This window comes from Herbaspirillum rubrisubalbicans (assembly GCF_003719195.1).
GTDB classification, from domain to species: Bacteria; Pseudomonadota; Gammaproteobacteria; order Burkholderiales; family Burkholderiaceae_D; genus Herbaspirillum; species Herbaspirillum rubrisubalbicans.
On sequence record NZ_CP024996.1, the window covers coordinates 5,237,401 to 5,261,948 of the forward strand.

At 64.1% G+C, this 24,548-nt stretch carries 9 protein-coding genes; 4 read left to right on the forward strand and 5 right to left on the reverse strand.

Annotated features, from left to right (window positions below):
- Positions 1-67: 67 nt before the first annotated feature.
- The 4 genes from RC54_RS23330 (at position 68) to RC54_RS23345 (ending at position 19,109) form a co-directional block, all read left to right on the forward strand.
- On the forward strand, positions 68-1,366 hold the full coding sequence (locus RC54_RS23330; protein ID WP_058897180.1) for a UDP-N-acetylglucosamine 1-carboxyvinyltransferase: 1,299 nt from the start codon (positions 68-70) through the stop codon (positions 1,364-1,366).
- A gap of 627 nt (positions 1,367-1,993) precedes the next feature.
- On the forward strand, positions 1,994-17,071 hold the full coding sequence (locus RC54_RS23335) for an adhesin (RefSeq protein ID WP_061788618.1): 15,078 nt from the start codon (positions 1,994-1,996) through the stop codon (positions 17,069-17,071).
- Between the two features lie 203 nt (positions 17,072-17,274).
- Positions 17,275-18,204 (forward strand): amidohydrolase family protein, encoded by a 930-nt coding sequence (locus tag RC54_RS23340; RefSeq protein WP_061788511.1) that lies wholly within the window; start codon positions 17,275-17,277, stop codon positions 18,202-18,204.
- 182 nt (positions 18,205-18,386) lie between these two features.
- Positions 18,387-19,109, forward strand: coding sequence for an immunity 52 family protein (locus tag RC54_RS23345; protein ID WP_058897182.1), 723 nt, complete (start codon positions 18,387-18,389; stop codon positions 19,107-19,109).
- Positions 19,110-19,225: 116 nt separating this feature from the next.
- Here RC54_RS23345 and RC54_RS23350 read toward each other — a convergent pair whose 3' ends face one another.
- The 5 genes from RC54_RS23350 to RC54_RS23370 are packed head-to-tail and all read right to left on the reverse strand — an operon-like array spanning position 19,226 to position 24,547.
- Complete coding sequence (locus RC54_RS23350; protein ID WP_058897183.1) at positions 19,226-20,557, reverse strand: MFS transporter; 1,332 nt, start codon at positions 20,555-20,557, stop codon at positions 19,226-19,228.
- Positions 20,558-20,616: 59 nt separating this feature from the next.
- The gene (locus tag RC54_RS23355) at positions 20,617-21,558 is read right to left on the reverse strand and encodes a hydroxyacid dehydrogenase (protein WP_058897184.1); all 942 of its coding nucleotides are present in this window, start codon (positions 21,556-21,558) and stop codon (positions 20,617-20,619) included.
- The gene (locus tag RC54_RS23360; protein WP_058897185.1) at positions 21,555-22,244 is read right to left on the reverse strand and encodes an RraA family protein; all 690 of its coding nucleotides are present in this window, start codon (positions 22,242-22,244) and stop codon (positions 21,555-21,557) included. The genes RC54_RS23355 and RC54_RS23360 overlap by 4 nt, the downstream gene beginning before the upstream one ends.
- A gap of 45 nt (positions 22,245-22,289) precedes the next feature.
- Positions 22,290-23,210: an SMP-30/gluconolactonase/LRE family protein gene (locus RC54_RS23365; protein ID WP_058897186.1), complete on the reverse strand. Its 921-nt coding sequence runs from the start codon at positions 23,208-23,210 to the stop codon at positions 22,290-22,292.
- Positions 23,207-24,547: an MFS transporter gene (locus RC54_RS23370; protein ID WP_061788512.1), complete on the reverse strand. Its 1,341-nt coding sequence runs from the start codon at positions 24,545-24,547 to the stop codon at positions 23,207-23,209. The genes RC54_RS23365 and RC54_RS23370 overlap by 4 nt, the downstream gene beginning before the upstream one ends.
- Position 24,548 lies beyond the last annotated feature (1 nt).

Sequence of the window (24,548 nt, forward strand, 5' to 3'; positions counted from 1 at the left end):
AGGCCGGGGCGCCCTACCATCCGGCGCCCACGTCAGACTGATCCACATCGATTCACATCCATTGTTCATGTCCAATCTCATCGTACACGGCGGCCGCCCGCTACGCGGCGACATCACCCCCTCTGCCAACAAGAACGCTGTCCTGCCCATCCTCTGCGCCACCCTGCTGACCGACCAGCCGCTGCGCCTGATCGGCATTCCCGAAATCACCGACGTCAAGAAGATCCTGGAGATCTTCCGCGTGCTGGGCAGCGAGGTCGCGGTGGACTATGCCAGCGGCATCCTGGAGCTGCATCACCGCGCGACCCGCTTCGATCCCAAAGTGCATCACCTGCCCGAGGAAATGCGCTCTTCCATCATGCTGGTGCCGCCGCTGTTGGCGCGCTTTGGCGTAGCGCGGCTGGAAAACGACGTCAAGGGCTGCACCCTGGGCGTGCGCGAGATCGATCCCCACGTGGAAGTGTTCCAGCGCTTCGGCGCACGGGTAGAAAGCAGTCCCGATTCGCTCATCATCCGCAGCGCCGCCATGCAGGCCAACCACCACTGGCTGGACTATGCCTCGGTCACGACCACCGAAAACTTCGTGCTGTGCGCGGCCGCCGCCGCTGGCGAATCGGTGCTCACCAATGCCGCCTCGGAACCGCACGTGCAGGAGTTCTGCCGCTTCATGGCCATGATGGGCGTAGAGATCGAAGGCATCGGCACCTCGCGCGTGACGGTGCGAGGTGGCGGCAAGCTGGGCGGCGGCGAATTCCGCTTCGATGAGGACTTCCACGAGATCGCCACCTTCCTGGCCATGGGCGCCATCACCGGTGGCCAGGTGCGGGTGCGCAACAGCGCACCTGAGCAATTTCCGCTGATCGACCGCACCTTCGCCAAGTTCGGGGTGGAAGTGGTGCATGAAAACGGCTGGTCGCACACCCGCCAGAACGGCCCGCTCAAAGTGGTCAAGCCCTTCACCAGCAATATCCTGACCAAGGTGGAAGCCGCGCCCTGGCCTTACCTGCCGGTGGACCTGCTGCCCATCTTCATCGCGCTGGGGGTCAAGGCCGAAGGCAATACCATGTTCTGGAACAAGATCTACGATGGCGCCATGGGCTGGAGCAGCGAACTGTCCAAGTTCGGTGCCCACGTGTTCCTGGGCGACCCGCATCGCCTGATCACCTTCGGCGGTCTGCCACTGTCGCCGGCCTCGGTGGAAAGTCCCTACATCATCCGGGTGGCCATTGCGCTGTTCATGGTGGCGGCCAGCATCGAAGGACGTTCCGAGATTCGCAATGCGCTGCCGATCCGGCGCGCCCATCCCAAGTTCGTGGAAAACCTGCGTTCGCTGGGGGCGGTGGTGGACTGGGTGGAAGAAGACTGAACATTTCTGAGGGATAGGGCAGAGAAGGCGCCCGCAGACTGCCTTGCCTGCCCATCCATGGGGCCGCTTTTCCCCTGTATGAACTTATCTTCCTCCATCGCACTTTACCCTCCTCGCCCGCAGAATGCGTGAGCCCTCCAGGCGATCTCGCGCCATCCCGCCAAGCCAATCCCTTTCCCTGCGGCACGCTTTTTTGTTCCCCGTCACAAGCCACCCGATCGACTTTTTGAAGCATTCCAAAAGACGTGCCTCTTTCCCTGAAAAATCGAATTTATTCGACAGATCAACGGCCATCGGCCACGCATAATTTCCGCCGTTAATCTACGTCGTGGCGGAAGTTTCAGTCACGCAAGCTGCGCCCGGTGAATCCACAAGAAAACAAGACAAGGAACACTGGCGTGCGCTGCGGACAGCGCTTCATCACTCCTCCACCGAGACAGGCTTCGCCCCACTGATCCGAGAGCAGACCCTTCATCCGGACAGTCCTGTCTCAATCGCAATGATCGTCATGCTGCTGTCCTTTCGGATAGCAGCCTGGTATTTATCGCCCTGCGGTTGGCGTAGTCGTGATCAACATGCATGTCGGACGATGCGATCCGGCATGTTCTCAACCACAAGACAGCCATCATGACCATTACCGTATTGAACCTGACCGAAGCCAGCAGCCTGCTGCGCACCATCTACAAACGCGACATCAAGGACGTGCGTGCCATTGACCTCGATCTGGTCCTCGTGCTGGAAAACGGCCACAAGATCATCATCAGCCGCGGCGCCGTCAGTGCCGTGAATACGCCCCAGGTGCAACTGGAATTCGCCGATGGCGATGTGGCACTGGGCGAGGTGTTCGAGAAACTGAACCATATCGAAGTACCCGCTGACGCCGCCCTCACCGTCACCTCCAAGGAAATCACCCGCTACGGCATCAAGCGCGTGACCAAGGGTGAGGCCGGCAAGAAGGACAAGGATGTGGAAGACGCCCCGCTCAAGCTGGAGCTTGACGAAGGCAAACCCACCGAGGCCCTGGCCAGCGCCGCCGGCAAGTCCGGCGGCAGCTTGAGCGAGCAGGCCGATGCCGGTAGTGCGGCGCGCACGCCGTCTTCTTTCTCCTCGCCATCGTTGGCCGACCCGGGTGCCACCACCGGCAACGATACAGGCACCAGCATTTCCTGGCCGGTGGTGGCCGGCGGCCTTGCCTTGCTGGCCGCCGCCGGGGGCGGAGGTGGAGGTGGCGGCGGGAGCGGCGCGACAGCGGCCAGCAACCCTGGCAACAACGCCGCCAATACGACTCCGCCTGCCCCTCCGGTGCCTCCCGCCACCCTCTCTGGCGCGACCGCACTGGGTCCACTCAACAACGCCACCATCACCGCCTACGACAGCCAGGGCCATATCATCGGCAAGGCGGTACCGGTGATCAATGGCCGCTATTCGCTGGTGCTGGACCAGCCCGGCTACAAGGGCCTGTTGCTCTTGGTCGTGCGCGACAATACACCGGGCGTGGCCGACAACTTCGCCGATGAAGCCACCATGCGCATCACCGACCTGGGCAATACCGTGTTGCGCTCGGTGGTGCTGGCCGATGGCAGCAACCAGACCATCAATGTCACGGCCCTGACCGAACTGGCCACGCTCAAGGCAGGGCTGGCGGCCGGCCAGACCAACCTGGCCGCCAGCCAGGTCGGCGCCACCATGGTGGCCGGCGCCAATGCGGCAGTGAGCGCCCTCTTCAAGGTCAACATCACCTCCGGTGAAGTCGTGCCACTGACCACCACCGATGCCCAGGGCACCGCCGTACTCAATCCCGAGTTCGCCCGCAGCAATAGCACCACCGGACGCAACTATGGTATCGCCTTGAAGGCGATCGCCAACCTGACACAGACCGACCCCGGCCGCTATGTCGACCAGGGTGCAGCCATCCAGAAACTGGCCGACAGCCTGCAGTTCAGCGATGCCCTGCTGAGCAAACTGAAGTGGAGCGATGCCATTACCCAGGCCGACCTTTTCAGCGAACGCCTCAACGCCCGCGCCAACGATACCGGCCTGAGCGACGACCAGCGCCAGCGAGCGCGCACCCTCCTTGAGTCGCTGCAGAAGCTGCCCAACGGCAGCAGCGTGACCGACTACCTGCTGGAAAACCACATCGGCATCCTCGAACCCACCATCCTGATCAAGAACACCACGCCGGGTGCGGCCCCCTGGCAGCCGCCGTCCAGCAACGGCGCGATGGTGCTGGACCAAGCTCAAATCCTGGACGGTGGCCTGGCCGTGAAGGCACCGCCGCAATCCAAGGTCGAAGTGACCCTGATCGGCCATGACGTGCAGGGGAAGGAATTGAGCGTCAAGCTGCCGGTCAGTACCGCCGACAACAGCGGCTTTGCCGTCCTCAAGGCCGACCAGGCCGCCATCGACCTGTTCAAGCAGATGACGCGCGAGCGTCCGGTCTCGGCGCGGGTCACGGTGACCGATGGCGATAATAGCCGCGTCAACGACAACGTCTGGAAGAACCACGTCGACGTGCGCATCGACCTCAACACCCCGCCCGGCCTGGCCGACTTCGCCGTCAACCAGATCGTGCTGGTCAACGACAGCTTCTACGGCGGCGGTGACGGTAACGATCCGCTGCGCACCACGCCCCTGGGCAACGATGACCAGATCACCAGCGACGCCGCCGTGCGCGTGGTGCTGACCCGCCTGCTCAAGCCCGAAGAGCACCTGCAATTCGCCGTGGCCACCGGCGTTGGCCCCGATGGCAAACCGCGCTACGGTAACTGGATCGATCCGGCCGAACTGGCGGTGGAACGCACCGAGAGCAATGGCCAGGTCCGATACGTGGCCCGCAACCTCACCAACAGCGAGGGCCCCGTGTGGATCAAGGCGCGCATCCTGCCCACCGGCAACCCATCGGGCGAAGGTCGCGGCAATGCCCGCGAGATGGACACGCCGCTGCGCTTCACGCTGGACAAGACCGCACCGGCCCAGGTGCAACTGAACATGGCTGACAACCGCGACGATGGCGCAAGCAACCAGGACGGCATCTCCAGCCAGACCCAGATCACGCTGCAGCCGCTGGCCCCCTTCGAAGCCGGTACCGAAGTCCATCTGCGGCTCTTGAATGGCACCGGCACCGACGCCGGCACACTGCAACTGGTGCGCCCCAATGGCGAACGGATACCGGTCGTGCATGGCAGCTGGATTCGCTGGCAGGCCGGCGACCAGTTGCAACTGATCGGCGAGACCCTGCGCGGCAATGGCAAGGCGCGGATACAGGTGCGCCAGCTCGACCAGGCTGGCAACTTCACCGACACCACCCAGACCTTCATCGCCGACAGCACCCGCGTGATCGAGCAGACCGTGCTGCTGGCCAACCGCGAAAAGGCGGTGGAGCAGGCCAAGGCCGACGTCATCCGGGCGCAGGAAGCCTACAACCAGGGCGCCGCCGAAGACAAGGCCGCCAAGCAGACCCTCCTGACGGCGGCGCAGAGCACGCTGCAACAGGCGCAGGCTACACGCGACCTGGCCCTGGAACAGGCCCAGGCCGCACTCATCAAGAGCGATGGCACGACCCGCCTGTCGGAGATCATGGAACGGACCATCGATCCCGCCTTCGTGCCGGCCGTGGTGCGCGCCGTGGCCGCCGTGGCTGACCCGGAGAAGGTCAATGAAGCCATCAGTCTCAAGCTGCTGATCAACAGCACCATCACCGCCGCCAGCAACGCCCTGGCCAAGGCCTCGGTGTACGGCGACAACGACAGCAACCCGGCCCCCACCACCAGCGACTTCGAACGCATGGCCATCTTCGGCACCGACCAGTTGTCCACGTTGACGCTCACCAATGCCGCACTGAAGACCCTGCCGGTGGCCCGCACCAATACCATCGCCGCACTGCGCAACATCGTGGCCGCCGCCGCGCGCGTGGCGGCACTGGCCGATGGCATCCCCGGCAACAGCGCCGAGTCCGCCCTGCCCAGCGCGGCCGACTACAGCACCCTGGGCGTGAGTACTCCATTGAGCGCAGCGGGGGCGCGCGTGACCGGTCAGGTCATCGATGGCAAAGGGCTCAACGAAGTGGCCACCACGGCCCTGCTGGAGAGCATCGCCGCCGCGGCCCAGCGCGTGACGCAACATGCCGCCGGCAACAACCTGCCCACCCCGCTGGTACCGCAGGACTTCAGCGCCCTGGGCATCCGTGGTGTGACCACCGACAACGTCGCCCGGATGGCTGCCGCATTGCGTGAAGTTCCGGCCTCGCTGCGCGACAATCACACGGTCGATGGCGTGGTCGATACCCTGGCCGAGATCAGCGCCATCGTCGCACTCGACCTGGGCACGCTGCAGACGCTGATGAACTTCGCCCAGCACATCACGCCCATCGATCCTGAGAACCCGTCGCTGCTGGCCCCGACCATCGCTCAGTACAACCATCCAGAGCTGCGTGCCGCCGGTGCCGAAGTCACCGCCGAGCGCCTGACCTCGATCAACGACGCCCTCTCCAAGGTGGGCGTGGAAGCCGTCGATGCGTGGAGCAAGATCGCCGCGCTGGTCAAGTCCTATACCGCCATCCTCAACGCCGCCGATGGCATGAGCAATACCGCCGTCCTGCCGACCGAGGCCGACTACAGCCGGGTTGGCGTCAAAAGCCTGCTCAGCCAGTTCCCGACGGCGGCCGACGCAGCCGCCCGACAGAATGCCGCCACCCTGCTGAGCCATGCCATCGACCGCAGCAACCGTGATGAAGTCGATACCGTGGCCGAGCTCGACAGCCTGGCCGACATCGCCAGCCGCATCATCCGCATTGCCGCTGGCAAGTCCGATACCATCAGCGCCGACGAATGGAAGCGCCTGCACCTGAGCCCCGAACTGACGGCCGATCAATTGCGCATCGTCCTGCCGTCCATTGCCGCCACCGCCGATGACGGCAGCCAAGTCAATACCCTGGCATTGCTATCGGCGCGCGCCAGCAACGCCCTGGGCAGCGCCCAGCGCATCAGCCGCTATGCCGATGACGCCACCCAGAGCGAACCACTGCCGGGCGACTACCAGATCCTCGGCGTGACCGGGGTGGACGACGCCCTGCTGTTGGGGGCAATCAATTCCGCGCTGGCAAGCGCCGCCATCGACGCCGAGCAGGTGCGCCTGCCCGCGCAGGTGCAAAGCATCGTCAATGCCTATCGCGTCATATTGGCGCAGATCGGCAATGGCAACGCAGCCCGTCCGACGGCGGCAGCGAGCGACTATGAAGCCATTGGCGTCACCCCGCCGCAAACCACCGCCAGCCTGAGCCTGCTCAACTCGGCCCTGGCCAACGGTGGCAAGCGACGTGAAGATATCGACACGGTCAACAAGCTGCTGCCGCTGGTGCGCGCCAGCGACACCGTCATCCACATCGCCGCCGACGACCTGAGCGACTTGCCCGCCACTGCCGCCGATCACGCCCAAGCCTTGCAGAGCGCGCTGGGCCAACTGGGCGTGAGCGGATTGCGTGCCGATAGCATGGCCGCGGTACTGGCCGTACTGCGCGCCAGCCGCGACGATGGCAGCCAGGTCGATACCCTGGCTGAACTGCAGACCCTGGCCGACACCGCCCGCAACGCGCAAACCCGCATCAACGCCTATGCCGAGGATGCCGCCCAGAACGCCCCGACCCTGGCCGACTACACCGGTATGGGCGTGACCGGCGCAGACCGGGTGGGCGTGAGCGCGCTCAATTCCGTCCTGGCCGGCGCCAAGATCGGCGCGGCCCAGGTGACCAGCCCCGAGCTGCTGCAAGGCATCGTGGACGCCTTCGAGCGCATCCTCTCCGAAGCCAACGAAACGCCGACTTCGGGCAACCGCCCCGCCAGCGATCAAGACCTGGTGGACGACGCCACGCCGGGAAACGATCCGCTGGCCGCGCACTACACCACCCTGGGGCTGACCATCTGGGGCTTGACCGACCCGGCCGGCCCCAGCGACAAGACGGCCGAACACCTGAGCCTGCTCAACGACGCCCTCAAGCACAAGAGCCGCGACCAGGTCGACAGCCTAAACAAGCTGGAAGCCCTGGGCGCCGCCGTGGCCCTATTCCTGGATGGCCGGGGCGTGAGCACGCTGGACGAAGCGGGGCGCCAGAAATGGGCCGAGGCTGCGCGCCTGCTGGGTCTGCACAATCTGGTAGTGAGCGCCGAGGGCGGCAACCTGGATGCGCTGGTGCAGACCATCCGCAGCAAAAACGCCGACCAGATCGACACCGTGGCCGAACTGCAAGGCCTGCTCGACCGCGGCAACGACGCGCTGGCCGCCATCATCGCCTATGCCAACGACAGCAACGCCAACCCGCCACCGAGCCTGGCCGACTATGTCGCCACGGGAATTACGGCTGGATCGGGTGCGGTGACGGTGGATATGAATAATCATTCCAACATCAACGCCGCCGTGGCCAAATTGACCGGGCCTGATGTCGAAACGCGCACAAAACTCAAGACCGTAGTGCAGGCCTACAACACCATCCTGAGCGCCGCCGATGGCGCCATGGGCGACAACTCCGGTGCGGCGCTGCAGGCCAGCCATTACCGCGCCATCGGCGTGAACCTGGACAGCCTGGCTGGCGCCACCCCGGCCAACCCCATCGATGCCGACAAGCTGGCCCTGTTCAACAGCGTGGTGGGCGCGCAGACCAAGGCCGGTGTCGGCACTCCAGAGCGCCTGGAAAGCCTGGCGGCCACCGTCGGCGACCTGATCCGCCTGGCCCGCGAGAGCGCGGCCGATCCGGTCTCGGCGCAACAAGCCTTCACCCTCGACCTGACCCGCCTGCACAACCTGGGGCTGGGGGTGATCACCGATGACGCCACGCGCTGGGCCTTCCTCAATGCAGTGCGTCTCAAAGGCAATAGCGTCGATCCGGTGACCCGCGCACCAAGCTCGGAAGACACCGCAGCCACCCACGATGTGAGTGGCGTCAACAGCATCGAGGAACTCTCGGCCATCGCCGGCAGCTACGCCAAGCTGATGGCCTATGTGCGCACTGCCGCCGGGGCCGCCCCGCTGCGCGAGGATTACCTCAACATCGGCGTGGCACTGCCCACCGTCAATGCGTCCCAGGGCTTGCAACTGTTGAACAGCGTCATCCACGCCCAGCCCGATGTCACCAAGATCAACACCGTCGCTGGCCTGAACCGGCTGGCACTGACCGTGGAGCAGTTGATGCAGGTGACCACCGTCGCCCCGCTACCCGGCACCACACCGGCGCACTATCCCGCCCCCAGCAGCCCGCTCAGCGTGGCCGAGCTGCAATGGCTGGGCGTGAACGCAGTCAATGGCGACAATCTGGCATTCCTGCTCAACAAGCTGCAAAGCACTGCCGACGATGGCAGCGCCCTGGTCTCGCTGACTGCCCTGCAAGGCCTGGCCGAGGCGGCCGCCAGCGCCCGCAACCGCATCGTCAAGCTGGCCCAGGACAATAGCGGCGAGGCCGTCACCGCCGCCGATCTGGAAGCCATCGGCCTGAGCCTGCCGGTCAACGGCAGCAACAGCAATGCCGAATATCTCAAGCTCTTCAACGAAGCCCTGCAATCGTCGGCCATCGATGGCAATCGCGCCAACACCCCGGCGCTGCTGCAAACCATCATCGACGCCGCCCAGCACGTGGTCGACAGCACGTCCGGCCATGTCCCGCAAGCCAACGCGCGACCGACCGTGGCCGACCTGGAAGCGCTGGGCCTGCCGCATCGTGACGTGGACAATGCCGGCCCTGTGGCCCTGGAGATGTTGATCGACAGCATCACCGCCCGCCCCTTGGTCGAACTGGGCCGCGATCATGCCGGCACTGCCCTGCCCTTGCCGGGCAAGCTGAACCATTTGCTGGGCCTGATCACGGCACTGCGCGATTCCGCCTCCATGGGCGTGGTCAAGGACAGCCTCACCGCCGCCGAGCTGCAAGAGCTGGGCGTGAATCTGACGGCCTATTCCGACGCCAGCGGCGCGGCCGGCCATCACCTGCCGGCCATTCTCGCCGCCATTGCCGCCAGCCGCAGCGACGGCAGCCAAGTCAGCCGCCTGCAAAGCCTGGCCGAGCGTGCCGGCATCGCGCAGGACAAGATCCTGAAATATGCCGATGAAAGCCGCTTCCCCAATGCCCCCGCCCCCACGGCCGCGGACTATCGCGCCATCGGCTTGGCGCAGCACGACACCGATGCCAACGGGGCACGCGCCGCACTGCTCAGTGCCGAGCGCGTGGAGGCCATCAATGCCGCCCTGCATGGCCCCGGCATCAGTGCTGCCCAGGCCGATACTCCGGCCGAGCTCAAGCGCATCGTCGTAGCCTACAACGCCATCCTCGATAGCGCCAATGGCCGCGCCGGCGACACCGGCGTGGCCCTCACCGCCGAGCAGTTCCGCGACATCGGCGTGACCATTGCCGGCGTGACCCAGCCCAGCGGCGGCGGCACTGCCAAGGATGCGGCCCTGTTCTCGCTGTTCATCTCGCTCATCGACAGCGTGCCGGCCACAGAGGTCTCCAGCCCGACCAAGATCGAAGCCCTGGGCGCGAGCGTGGCCAAGCTGATCGGCCTGGCGGGCCAGCCGCGCAACCAGCCGGTCGCCAACGCCCCCAGCAGCAGCGAGTTCGATACCTTCGGCGTGCGCACCCTGAGCACTGATGAACGGGATGCCCTGGTCGCCGTGCTGCAAACCAAGGGTGCGGCCGACTTCGACACCCTGGGTGAATTGCAGACCCTGGCCACCAGCGTGCGCAGTGCCTATGCCCGCGTGATCGCCTTCGCCGACACCAATGGCGGCAGCGCACCCACCCTGGCCGATTACCAAGCCCTGGCCATCACCGGCATGAGCGACAATGACGGCCACCGCGAGGCCGTCAACGCCGCCCTGGCCACGGTCGCGGTCAGCGGCAGCACGGTTGCCAAGCTCAACGCGCTGCAAGCCGTGGCCGATACCTATCGCTTGCTGCTGCAACAAGCCGATGGCACCGCCGACAACACCAACACCGCCAACCTGGCCAAGCTGGACGACTTCGAGCGCATCGGCGTGGACATGAGTTCGCTCAGGGCCCTCGATAGCAACGCGCCCGGCGCCACCGGCAATGCGGTGCAGTTGCTCAGTTCCATCATCGACAGCCGCCGTGCCAGTGCGGTGGACACGCCCCAGGAAATCCAGCAACTGGTGAGCCTGGTGCAGAAACTGGCCCTGGCCGAACAGGGGCGCAATGCCGAGCAATTGCAGGCGGCTGACTTCACCCTGATCGGCATCAACGTGGAGGCAGCCAGCCTGGCCACCTTGCGCCAGCAGCTGGAGCAGTTGCCTGACAACGGCAGCAGCCTCAATACCTTCAGCCAGTTACGCACGCTGGTGTTGAGCGTGACCGGCGTGCCGGCCTGGAACGTGGTGGCCGGCGACGATGTCATCAACCTGGCCGAACGCACGGCTGGCGTGACCTTGAGCGGCAGCGCCGGACCCAACGATGTGCTCACGCTGTTCTATCCCGATGGCACGGTCATGAAGAATGGCATCACCGTGACCAACGCGGGCAACAACCGGTGGGTATGGAGTTACACCTTGACCAGCGAGAACTGGGCCCGCCTCAACGCCGACGGCGCCGATGGCGTGGAAAAGGTCTTGCAACTGCAGGCCAGGAACACCAGCACCGGGGTCGATTCGATCAAGGTGACCCACAAGGTGACCATCGACACCGTGGCCCCGCCAGCCAACCTGTTGATCAAGCTGGAGAAGGACAACGGCAGTTCCGAAACGGATGGCGTCACCAACCAGGGCAAGGTCAACGTCAGCAACCTGGCCCCAGGCGCGCAGTGGGAGTACCAGATCGACAATGGTCCCTTCCAGACCGGCTCGGGCAACAGCTTCGAGGTCACGCAACAGGGCGCACACACCCTCACCGTGCGCCAGTACGACAGCGCCGGCAACCGCAGTGCCGCACAGACCCTGAGCATGACGCTGGACACCACGGCCCCGGCCGCGCCGGTCATCGCCCTGGCCACCGTCGGCGGCACCGTCAACGACCTGCCGGTCACCAACAACGACACTATCCGCATCAGCGGCCTGGAGCCCAATGCCACCTGGCAATGGCGCGTGAACCGCAACGACTTCACCGATAACCCGGACTGGACCAACGGCAACGGCACGAGCTTCAACCCGGCTGGCCTGAACCCCAACCAGAACCGCAACCTGTATGTGGAAGTGCGCCAACTCGACCAGGCCGGCAACCCCGGCAGCGTGAGCCGCTTGAGCTTCACCATGGACACCACGCCACCGGCCGCGCCCCGCCTGGTCCTGGCCAGTGCGCGCGGCAACGCTGCTACGGGGCTGTTCAGCAACAGCGGCAACATCGATGTCGAGGGCCTGGAACCGCTGGGCCGCTGGGAATATTCCCTCAACGGCGGCAGCAGCTTCATCGCCGGCACCGGCAGTCGTCTGACCCTGCCGGCCGGCGACGGCCAGAAGACGGTCATCGTGCGCCAGTTCGACCTGGCCGGCAACCGTACCGAGAGTGCGCCCTTGAGCTTCACGCTGGACACCCGCAAGCCCGACGCTCCCGAGCCGCGCCTGCACAGCGACGCCGGTATCAAGGACAACGATGGCATCACCAACAACGGCCTGGTACGCATCGACAACCTGGAAGCCGGCGCCACCTGGGAGTACAGCCTGGACAACGGCCGCAACTGGTCGACCCAGGGCATTTCCGCCGACAACACGCTCAACTTCACCGATAACGGTACCCGCAGAAGCCTGCTGGTGCGCCAGATCGACCGCGCCGGCAACGTCAGCGATCCCAGCGGCAAGCTGGAGTTCACCGTCGATACCACGCCGCCGCGCACGCCGCTCCTGGCGCTGGCCAACAACAGCAGCGGTGACGAAGTGCTGCGCATCACCAATAACGGCAACATCAACGTGCGGGACCTGGATGCGGATAGCACCTGGCAATACAGCACCGATGGCGGCACCACCTGGAGCAATGGCAGCGGCAACAGCTTCACCGTCAGCGGCGATGGCGACAAGCAGTTACGCGTGCGACAGACCGACGCGGCCGGCAACACCACCACCAGCGCGGTGCTGACCATGAAGCTCGACACCACCCCACCGACCAAGCCGGGCCAGGCTGCGCTGGCCAACGACAACGGTGCCTCCCGCACCGACCTGCGCACCAACGATGGCCACCTGCTGCCGCCGCCGGCCAGCGAAGCCGATCTGCGCTTCGAATACAGCGTCAACAATGGCGCGTGGACCTCCTTCAGCGAGCCCGTCAAGGGCTTCAAGGATGGCGACCGTGACGGCGACAAGAACGTGCGCGTGCGTAGCCGCGACCGCGCCGGCAACGTGAGCGAAGCCAGCGATGTCTTCCGATTCACACTCGATACACAAGCACCGGCCAAACCTGCGCCGGCAGGATTGGGGATCGATACTGGTGAGTCCAGGACCGACGGCATCACCAACAATGGTCAGTTGATACCGACCGCGCCGGACGAACCCGGTGTGATCTATGAATATAGTGTCGATAACGGAGCCTGGACCGACATCAACATCGCCATCAAGGGTAGCAAGGACGGGGGCGCGGATGGTCTCAAGCGTGTGCTCCTGCGTACCAAGGATATGGCCGGCAACGTCAGTCAGGCCAGCGATGTCTTCACCTTCACGCTGGATACCACACCCCCCGCCAAGCCCACCCTGACGCTGGCCAAGCCGGCCATCAACAACGGCGCCACCGACGATGGCACGGTGCGGATCGGCAACCTCGAAGCCGGTGCGCGCTGGGAATACAGCCTGGATCGCGGCGCCACCTGGACCGTAGGTACTGGCGACAACCTCAAGGTCAAGGGCCTCATCGATGGCAACGGCAACACCGATGGCGTCAAGAGCGTACAGGTACGACAGATCGACAAGGCGGGCAACACGACCGATAGCGACGTGCTGCAATTCAACCTGGTCACCCGCATCGAAGCGCCGAGCGTGACCGTAGTCTCGCCCTTGAAGACGCTGGCCGATGGCACCGTGGTGGTGGATGCGGCCACCGGCCCCAACAAGACGGTGACGCTGGAGCTCAGCGGACGGCGCGGCAGCGTGGCGGTGTTGACGCGCGACGATGGTACCGAGATCGAGCGCAAGAGCTTCGACAGCGCCGGCAAGGCCAGCTTCAATCTCAATCGCAACCTGACCGTGAGCGGCCTGAAGACGGTTGCCGGTGGCAATACCACGGCCAATGCGGTCTACACGCTGCTGTCCTCGGACGACGTCCTGACCCTGCGCAACAGCGGCGGCGTCCCCTTCAGCGCGGCCTACCTGGCCACGGGCGCGGTCGCCATCGACCTGAGCAAACCGGTCTATAGCACCGGCAATGGGGCCGGCGACTGGTTCGTCTGGTCGGCCATTGGCGGCGGCTATGTGATCTCGCGCAAGAACGACAGCAGCGAGTGGTTCCGCGAAGCGCCCTCCAGCCAGCCGGCGCAGACGCCGGAGGCAGTCAGCGCGTGGCTGGCGGTCAATCGCGGCGCCAGCCTGGTGGCCGATGAACTGCTGCGCAACAATGGCGCCTCCAGTCACCAGAGCCGGCTCAATGGTGTGAACCTGGTCAATGCCAATGGCACGCGCGATGCCGCCTGGGGTTACAAGGTCAAGCAGATCGATGCCCAGGGCAGGAGCAGCGACGTAGCGAACCTGAAGCTGCAGATGGTCACCAACGTACCGCCGCAACTGGATCTGGATGCCTTTACCGATGGCGTACAGGCCAGCCGCAGCATTACCGTCACCAACGCCGAAGTGGCCACTGCCAATGGCGTCTCCCTGATGCCGCAGTTGGCCACCCCGAAGGCCAGCGATATCCGCTTCATCGAACTGGTGTCCGACAATAGGGGGGCCTCCCCGGTGGACTCGCTGCTCCTGGACCGCCTGGTCGGCATCAACAACAACCTGGCGCAGGTCGATAACCGCAGCATCGGCGGCGTGGCTGGCCTGAGCTACAAGATCGTCACCGTCGCCAACAAGAGTACGGTGACCCTCACCAAGACCGACGGCGGCGCCTTCACCGGTGACGAAGCACGCAATGTGCTGCAATCCCTGCGCCTGCAGAACACCAGTTTCAGCAGCGAGGTGAAAGCCCGCAGCTTCGACATCAGTCTCGGTGACGGCAGCGGTCATCGCAGCGTGGATCTGAACCGGGTGACCGTGCAGACCGATGGCAGCGGACTTGGACTGGATCTGAACGCCAGCCGTGCCGGAGTGCAGACCACCAGCACCCGCTATGTCAACGCCAGCAATCAACTCTCGACGTTTGCCGGAGCAACGAGTTTTGCCGGAAATGTCGTGCCGCCAACGGCGGTCATCGGTGGTATCGCGGTGAGCTTCAACGGTATCGACAACAGCACCGACCGCATCATCTTCGCCGATGTCGTCAACAGCTCACCATCCCAGCCGGGTGTATTCCACGGTGCCATCGGTGGTGTGACCGGCTTACTGTGGTTCCTGTCACCTGATCGTCCTGGCCTGACGGTCATCCGCAAGGAAAGCGGCGCTGCACTGACCAGTGCGGAAGTCAAAGCCATCGTGGAAGGGATCAAGCTCCAGAGCAGCAGCCAGGCCAATATAGAGCGCAGCATGGACATTACGCTGGTGAGCCCCTCCAGTGGGGCCGGCATCACCTCGCGCGCTATCCTGGCAGTGGACACTGTCGCGCCGATCCTGGACCTGGACGCCAACGCCGCCGGCATCCAGACACGGAGCAGCCAGTCCTTCAGGCTGGCCGATGCGGCCAATGGCGTCAAACTCATCAACGGCGAGATGGCCGCGCCGATTGCCCAGGACATCGCCATGGTGCGCCTGACCCTGCCTGGCGGCAGCGACGCCAGCAACGACAACCTGATCCTGGGCAATGAGCGCTTCACCACCCGCAACAACTTCGACTTCACCGGCGGCAACCTGGGTGGCGTGAACGGCGTGGAACTGCATTACGTTGCCTCCACCCGTCAGTTCACGATCAGCCGCACCGGTGGAGGGGCGCTTGATGGCCTGCAGGTCAAGGCCATCCTGGAATCGCTCAGGTACAGCTTCACGCCGCCTGCCGTGGGACGCATCATCCCCATCGAACTGGTAGACCAGGCCAGCAACGTGGCCCGAGGCGAGCTGGTGCTGTCGCTGGACGACGTCGCGCCGACCCAGTTGAACACGGTCTTGGTGCCGGGTTCGCAGAAGGCTTTCGGATTGGTCAAGATGGAAGATATCTTCGGCAGCACGTTCTACCCCGTGACCCACCCGCACAACCTGACCAAGGGGGAAGGGATCCCCACGCCGCTGCCCACAGGCTTTACCAGCGCGGCCAGCTTCCTGGCGGCGATCCGCGGCATCTCGGCCGAATGGGGCGGCACCGCCATCGTGGGCAGTGCCGACAGGAGCGACCCCAACCAGAAGAGCTACAACCTGTTCAATCAGTCGCTCGCCTCCGGACAGAAACTGGCCGTCATGCAGCAAGGAGCGGGCAGCGACGTGCTGGGCGCCTGGCTCAGTTTCACGCTGAAAAGGCAAACGGGCAAGGCAGCCGATGACCTCTTCATCGACCACCTGGGCAGCTTCTCCCTGGGCCGCCAGGATCTGTACCAGGCCACACCCGCCGCGGACGAGAGCCGCACCGGCATCGATCTGGCCAATATCGGCCTGCTCTACCAGATCGACACCAACCGCCCCAACAAGACCCCGACCATCCAGGTCGGCTATGACGGCGGTCGCGCCGCCGTGGGCGACGTGGTGGCGCTGTTCGAGGGCAGCACCATGCTGGCGCGCAAGGTCTTGACCAGTGACGATGTCGGTCCCGGCAACAAGGCCGTGAACCTGACAGTGGTGCAAAGCCTGGCGCCGGGCGAGCATGACATCGTGGCGCGCTACACCGATACGGCCGGCAATACCGTCAACGGCGCCGCGCAACACGTATCGGTGGCCAGCGGCAGCAATGCGGTGACCCTGACCGACCTGGCCGTGCGCAGCAGCAACCAGGCGCCCGCTTCGGCGCGGGCGCTCAACGCCTCCGAGTCCAGCTATGTCACCCTCAACGACCTCGATAGCTCGACCGCCTTCGGCCATCCCGCTAGTGGTCCGGTATTCTCGGGTAAGGTCGGCGGGGGCGGCAGTAGCGACCGTTACGTTGTGACCATCGAAATGGGCGGCAAGGTGCTGGCCTTCGATGAAGTGGCGGCGGGCGACTTCTCGATCACCCTGCCGGCCGCAGCCCTGGCGCCGGGCCTGTACCGCGACCTCACCGTCACGGCCTCGCGCTCCAACGGTGAAAACCTCGGGCAGAGCACGGCAGTGCAGGGCTTGAAGCTGGGGTGGTACTGGGCTGCGCAAGCGGCGGGCGATATCATGGGCGGCAACGGCAATGACGACATCGTCGTCGGTGCGACCCGCGCCGGTGCGGCCACCTTCATCCAGACCGGTACGGGAGACGATAGGATCATCGTCGGCTCCTTTGGCCGTAGCGACAACCTGGCCGCGACCGTGGGCGATTTCACGCTGGGGGTGGACAAGGTACAGGTGTTCAACCAGAACCTTACCGCGGCCAACCTGTCGCGTTTCGTGACGGCCTCCGCCGGCCCCACGGCTAACGACACGCGCCTGGTGATCGATCTGGATGGGGCCGGACCGGGGACGCTGACCTATACCTTGCACTTGCAGAACGTGGTGTACAACAGCGTCAATACAGCCACCATTTTCGGGGTATGACGGCAGCAGGACGGCCTGCAGGGCGTGCCATGAAGCACCGTGGCTGCCCTGCGGCAATCATTCCTGCGAGTTATCAATGGCAAAACAAAAGCAAATAGTCCTCGCTAGCCCGCATCGCTAGACTTCTGGTCACAGACCTGCACGCCCGGCTCTTCACTAGCCGGGCGTGATTGCGTCCGACAACGAAAAAACCAAGGAGACTCATGCTAAGCAGAAGACATTTCCTGGCCGGCAGCCTGCTGGCCTGTAGCGGCCTGCGCGCTGCACTGGCGCAAAGCGTTCCCAATTCGGCGGGGCAGCAGCCACCGCGGCTGACGGCGCCGGCCTTGAGCTGCGACAGCCATCACCATATCTACGATGCACGTTTCCCGGTCTCGCCGCATTGGCGCGGGGGCCGCCCGGATGGCGCCACCGTGGCGGACTATCGCCTGCTCATGGCCAAGCTGGGCATCGCCCGTCACGTGGTGGTGCAGCCCTCTACCTATGGCAGCGACAATCGTTGTCTGCTCGACGCCCTGCGCCAGTTCGGCACGCGTGCACGCGGTATCGTGGTCATCGAAGATGAGGTGCCGATGGCGCAATTGCAGGAGATGCACCAGTTGGGCGTGCGCGGAGTGCGCGTCAATTTCCTGTCACCCCAGACCTGGGGCATCACCACGGTGGAGCGGCTGCGTCGTACTGCCGAAAAGATCGCGCCGCTGGGTTGGCATGTGCAGGTGTTGATGTCGGGAGCGCAGATTGCCGAGCATGAAGCGGTGCTGGCTGGCCTGCCCACACCGGTGGTGATCGATCACCTGGGCCGCATCCCGCAGCCGGCCGGTCTGGAGCACCCGGGCGCGCAAGCCATCCTGCGCCTGCTGCGGCAGGGGCATACCTGGATCAAGCTGTCCGAAGCCTATGCCGATACCTTGCAGGGTCCACCCGACTATCCCGATACCAGCCTGCTGGCACGCGCCTACGTGCAGGCAGCACCGCAGCGCGCGATCTGGGGCAGCGACTGGCCGCATCCGACCGAAAAGATCAAGCCCGATGACGCCGTATTGTTCGACCTGCTGTCCGCCTGGGCGCCGGATGCCGCCACCCGCGAACAGATCCTGGTGCACAATCCGGCCGCGCTGTTCGGCTTCACCTGATCCCCACCAACGTACAACGAAAAAAGCGACCTGCTTCCTAAAATTTCTCGGTCATAAAGCATGATTTTTCCGGCTGCGCTGAACTGGTATTTCATGGAGAAGACAATGTACCTCTCCATGAAAAGCGCTTTTGCAGAAGACGATCTGATTCGCATCAATTCAATTTATATGCCTTGAGATTTATGGACATCAAGTTTTCTTATCGCTATGAGCAAAGCACGCTCCCGGATGTTTCTGGGCAGTTGAAAATGCTGTGGCGTACAGCCGTTTTGTTAGACCAAGTTGGCGTACCTATGGCCGACTGGTGCCCGCCCGCAGATACTCCAGAAAATTCATTGCGAAACAAAGCATTCGATGATGACGGTCCATCTCAAGCTGCATTAGCCATTTTCAAAGAGGAGGACAAAGACCGTGACGAGAAGGATGTTCGCTCAATGGCCGTTTGGAATGGACTCCTTGAAGAGGGCTCAATTTTGATGAATCACACTCTGGTTGTACGTGAATACCCTTCCAAGTCCACCTTCAGCCTTCAATCTACGTCTGTTCCGGCGCTAATGGAAAAGTCGAAGATGATTCAGGTAGTGAAGGGATTGTTGGAGATTTGGCCAGCACCTTTCATTTCCGTCACCGATCCGCCCTATGATGCGATACATAAGGTATTTGACGATCGTCCGGGCGTTGGCTGGATGCTTTATCTCCCCAAAGTGATTAAAGCTTCTCAGGTTCCTGAAGCGCAGGAGTTGATTCCCGTTGAGGACAGCACTGGGAAACAAAAAGGGACTATCGTCGTTAGTATCATGGACGAGCCCTTTTCGGTGCAAAACGAGGAGCACATCAAGGTGGCTACCTCCATTGAAATAAGGCTCGTAGAGCAGGATTTGCTTCCTCGCCGTAGTGAAATGTGAGCCACATCGTCATGCGGTGGAATTTTGCCTCAAGTGCTAAAGGGGTGAGTCTCAAAAAAGCCGCCTGCTTGCGCAAGGCGGCTGCGGCTTTTTGTTTTCTACAGCGCGGCGGCTGATCAATGCGCCGCTGGCTTGGCCGTCGCCGCGACCGTGGCAGCCGGTGTACGCGACTTGCGCGACAAGAACAGCAGGATCGCCACGCTCAATACCGACAGGCCCACCAGCGGCAGCAGTGCCAGCGCGAAGCTGCCGGTGGCACCCTTGACCCAGCCATAGACGTTGACCATCAAACCGCCGCCAATGAGGTTGGAGACGGCATTGATGCCGGCCAGGCCGGCCGCCACCGAACCGGTCGCCAGCCAGTTGGTGGCCATGGCCCAGAACGGCCCCTTGAAGCAATAGGCACCGATCAACACCAGCGTGAGCATCAACACCACCGGGATCAGCGAGTGGATCAACGTGGCGCAGGCCAGGCCGCCGCCGATGAGCATGAGCGGGATGGCGGTATGCCAGCGACGTTCGCCGCTGCGGTCCGAATGACGTCCCCACCACACCATCAGCACCGAGGCGATCAGGTAAGGGATGGAATTGACCAGTCCAGTCTGCATCACCGACAGGCCGAAGGACTTGAGCAGCTGCGGCTGCCATACGTTCAAGACCGAACCGGCCGCCGAGGCGCAGGCGCACACCAGGGCCATGCCCCATACATGCGGCTGGCTGAACAGCTTCCACAGCGGGATGTGCTGCTTGGCGGCGCGACTGGCAGCCTCGCGGTTCATGGTGGCCACCAGCCAATTGCGCTGGTGCTCATCGAGCCAGCGCGCCTGCTCTGGACGATCGGTCAGGAACATCAGGCAGACCACCCCCAGCAGCACGGTCGGCAAGCCTTCCAACACGAACAGCCAGTGCCAGCCGCGCAGCCCGCCGATGCCATCCATCTGCAACAGCAAGGCCGACACCGGCGAGGCCACGAAGCTGGCCGCCGGAATGGCGACCATGAACAAGGCCACCATGCGCGCCCGGTAAGCCGAGGGCACCCAGTAGGTCAGGTACAGCACCACGCCGGGGAAGAAGCCGGCCTCGGCCGCCCCCAGGATGAAGCGCGCCACGTACAGCGAATGGGGGCCCTGTACCAGGGCGGTACTGGCAGAAATCAAGCCCCAGGTGATCATGATGCGCGCCAGCCACTTGCGGGCGCCAAACTTCTGCAGCGCCAGGTTGCTGGGCACCTCGAAGATGAAGTAAGCGATGAAGAACAGGCTGCTGGCAAAGCCGAACATCTTGGGCGAGAGCCCCAGATCGTGATTCATCTGCAGCGCGGCCATGCCGATGTTGCCGCGATCGATGAAGGCAAACAGATAGCACAGCATCAGGAATGGCAACAAGCGCCAGGTGACTTTGCGGACGGTTTCCCGCTCCAGCCGCTTTTCGTCTTGGATGGTCTCCATGTCTCTCTCTCGGAAGTGGGCGCCGCCTGTCTCGGCGGCTAGCCCGTAGTGATGATGGATCAGGCAGGCTGGGCCTGGGTGTTCAACACGGCCAGGACGTTGCTGGCCGCGCCGGTGCCCATGGCGATATAGGCATCCGTGGTCACGCCACCGATGTGCGGGCTCAGGATCGCATTGCCGACCTGCTGCAGCGGATGAGGCGCGGCAAAGGGTTCCTTCTCGAAGCTGTCCAGCCCGGCGGCAAGCAACTTGCCCGAGCCCAGCGCGGCGATCAAGGCCTGTTCATCGATCAAGCCACCGCGCGCGGTGTTGACCAGGATGGCGCCATCCTTCATGCGCGCCAGCGACTGGGCATTGATCATATGCTTATTCTCGGCCGTCAGCGGGCAATGCAGCGAGACCACGTCGGAGCCGGCCAGCAGCGTATCGAGATCGACTAGTTGCACGCCCTGCGGTGCTTCCTTGGCATAAGGATCGTAGGCCAGCACCGGCATCTCCAGGGCCACCGCGACTGCGGCCACGCGGCGACCGATGGCGCCCAAGCCGACCAGGCCCAAGGTACGTCCCTTCAACTCCAGGCTCTTGTGAGTGGACTTGTCCCAGTGGCCGTCGCGCATCCGGCGATCCAGCCCGACCACGTTCTTGGCGCAGGCCATGATCAGCGCCCAGGTATGCTCGGCCACGGCCGGGGCATTGGCGCCGGCGGCAGCCTTGACCACGATGCCACGCTGCTGCGCAGCCTGGCTGTCGATGGTGTCGATACCGGTGCCGTGCTTGGAGATCACACGCAGCGCCGGGCTGGCATCCATCACGCGCGCACTGACACCACCGTAGCGCACGATGATGGCCACCGGCTGGTGCTGTTGTGCCAGCTGGACCAGGTCATCCTCGGTCGGCTTGGCGCCAGCGTAGACCAGTTGGTAGTCGCGCAGGATAGCCACGGCGGCCGGCGCCAGGTCCACGCCGGTGACGATGATCACTTCCTTCTTGCTGGCGCTCACAGCGACTCTCCTTCGGCCAGCACGCCACCCTTGCGCAGCGCGCTTTCCAGCCAGGTCGGACGCAGCGGGCCACCGCCACGGATTTCAGTCAAGCGCTTGGTTTCGTCGGCCACCTTCTTGGCGGCTGCGGCCAGCAGCGAGGCCGCCTTTTCGCGCTCGACCACCACCACGCCATCGGCGTCGCCCACGATCAGGTCACCCGGCGCCACGGCGGTGCCGCCCACCGAGATCGGCCAGTTGACGCGGCCGGCGATGTTCTTGGTCGGACCATTGGGATTGGCGCCCACAGCATAGACCGGGAAGCCGATCTCGCGCAGCGCTTCGGTATCGCGCACCGAACCGTAGATGATGATGCCGGCCAGGCCGCTGGCCTTGCACTGCGAGACCATGATCTCGCCCATCAGTGCGCAAGTCTCATCGCCCTTGCCATCGATGACCAGCACGTCGCCCGGCTTGGCGATGGCCATGGCGGCGTGGATCATCAGGTTGTCGCCGGGGCGCACTTCCACCGTCAGTGCCGGGCCGGCCACACGCATGGAAGGCGACAGCGGCGCCACGCGACTGCACAGGGTGCCACGACGACCGGCTACGTCAGCCAGGATGGAGGCGGCAAATTCGGAAGCCTGGGCGACGATGGCGGCATCGACACGTTCGAAGTCGCGGATGAAGTCGGGTTGCGTACTCATGATGATCCTTTACGGTAAGTTGACAATGCGTGATGACGCCGATGCTCAGGCGTGGGAATACATGGGCAGACCGGCCACCGGTACCTCGGCGCGCAGGATGGAACCGGTCTGGGATTCGGTAATGAACAGGCTCTTGCCATCCGGGCCACCGAAGGCCAGGTTGGTGGTGGAGATACCTGCAGTGGAACGGATGCGCAGCAGCGGTTCGGCAAACTTGGACAAGCGCCAGATGGAACCGAAACCGGTATGCGCGATGTACAGGCAGCTCTCGGCATCCAGCGCCAAGCCGTCGGGACCGGCCATGCCGCCATGCAGGTTGGCAAACACTCCGACCTTGCCGACCACACCGTTGTGATGCAGCGGAATGCGCCAGATCTGCTGGGCCCGCGTGACTGCCACCAGCAAGTGATTGAGCGCCGGATCGTAGACGATGCCGTTGGGGCTGGGGATGGTGTTGATCAGGCAGGTCAACTGACCATTGGGGTCCAGCCGGTAGACCCGGCCAGTGGCGTCCTGCAGGCCGGTCTGGCCCTGGTCGGTGAAATAGATCTCACCCTTGGGGCCGAACACCAGATCATTGACGCCCTTGAAGCCTTCCGAGCCGACCGTCTCCAGCAGCGGCGTGACCGTGCCGGTATCGGCATCGAGCTGCACCAGGCCGCGCTTGTAGTCGGTGATGACGATGCGACCATTCTTGTCGATCTTCAAGCCATTGGGCCAGCCGTCGTATTCGGTGATCAGTTCCCACTGACCGTCCATGGAAATGCGGAAGATGCGGCCATAGGGAATGTCGGTCACATACAGCCGGCCCTGGCGGTCGAAGGACGGACCTTCGAGGAAGGAATCGATGGGCAGGCCGCCGCGGTTGGCATCGCCCCAGGCATTCTTGCGGGGGGTGCGGAAATGATCCGGCAGGCGGGTGAAGACGGTGGCATCGACCACCGGCGGCGGGGCAAAGAAGCTCATGATGTTTCCTTGGAAGTGGAGTGCACACGGGCAGGATCGCCCAGCGCCAGCGTGATGACCGCACCCAGCAGCAGCGCACCGGCCACGAACAGCAGCGGATAGGTGAAGCCCTGGGTCGCCTCACGGATGAAACCGATCACCGAGGGACCGACGAAGCCGCCCAGGTTACCGATGGAGACGATCAGCGCCAGTCCGCCGGCTGCAGCGCGACCGGTCAAAAAGCCCGAGGGAATGGCCCAGAAGGTGGCCTGGAACGAGAGGATGGACGCCACCGCAACGGTGATGGCCAGCATCTTCAGCAAGGGCGTATGCAGGAAGGCCGATACTGCCAGCGAAACCGCGGCCAGCACGATGGCCCCGGCCACGAACAGCAGGCGGCGTTGGCTGCGATTGGCCAGCCGGGCCCACAACGTCATGGCAATCGCACCGACCACGTAGGGCAAGGCCGCCACCAGGCCGACCTGGTGCGCAGGCAGGCCGAATTCCTTGATGATCTGCGGCAGCCACAAGCCGATGCTGAGCGAACCGATGATGCCGCAGAAGTTGGCGCCGGCCAGGGCGAACACGCGCCAGTTGGTGAAGGCATCCTTCAACTTGTTGCCGTGGCGCTGGGCCAGTACGTTCTGCTCGGTGGACAATTCATTTTCCAGCCATTGCTTTTCGGACGGGTTCAGCCAGTTGGCCTTGGCCGGACGGTCCGGCAGCAGGAACAGGCACAGCACGCCCAGCAACACCGCCGGCAAGGCCTCCAGCAACAGCAGCACCTGCCAGCCCTGGAAGCCCCACATGCCATGCAGCTCCATGAGCGCGCCCGAGAGCGGCGAGCCGATGATGTTGGCCACCGGAATGCCGATCAGGAAGAAAGCCGTGGCCTTGGCACGCCAGGGCCCAGGGAACCACTGCGTGAAATACAGATAGATACCCGGCGTGAATCCGGCCTCGGCCATGCCCAGCAGGAAGCGCGCCAGCGCAAAGCTCTTGGGACCGACCACGAAGGCAGTGGCCATGGAGATCAGGCCCCACGAAATCATGATGCGCGAGATCCACATGCGCGCGCCAAAGCGATGCAGGGCCAGGTTGCTGGGAATCTCGAAGAAGAAATAACCGATGAAGAACAGACCCGCGCCCAGACCGAACTGCGAGGGGGTCAGGCCCAGTTCCTTGTTCATGGTCAGCGCGGCAAAGCCGACGTTGATGCGGTCCAGGTAGCTGACCACGTAGCACAGCAGGATGAAGGGGATGAGGCGACGCATCACCTTCTTCATGGTGGCCTGTTCGCTCACGGCGGCGGTACTGACGGGCGCGCTGGCGATGGAATTGATCGATGCCTGTGACATG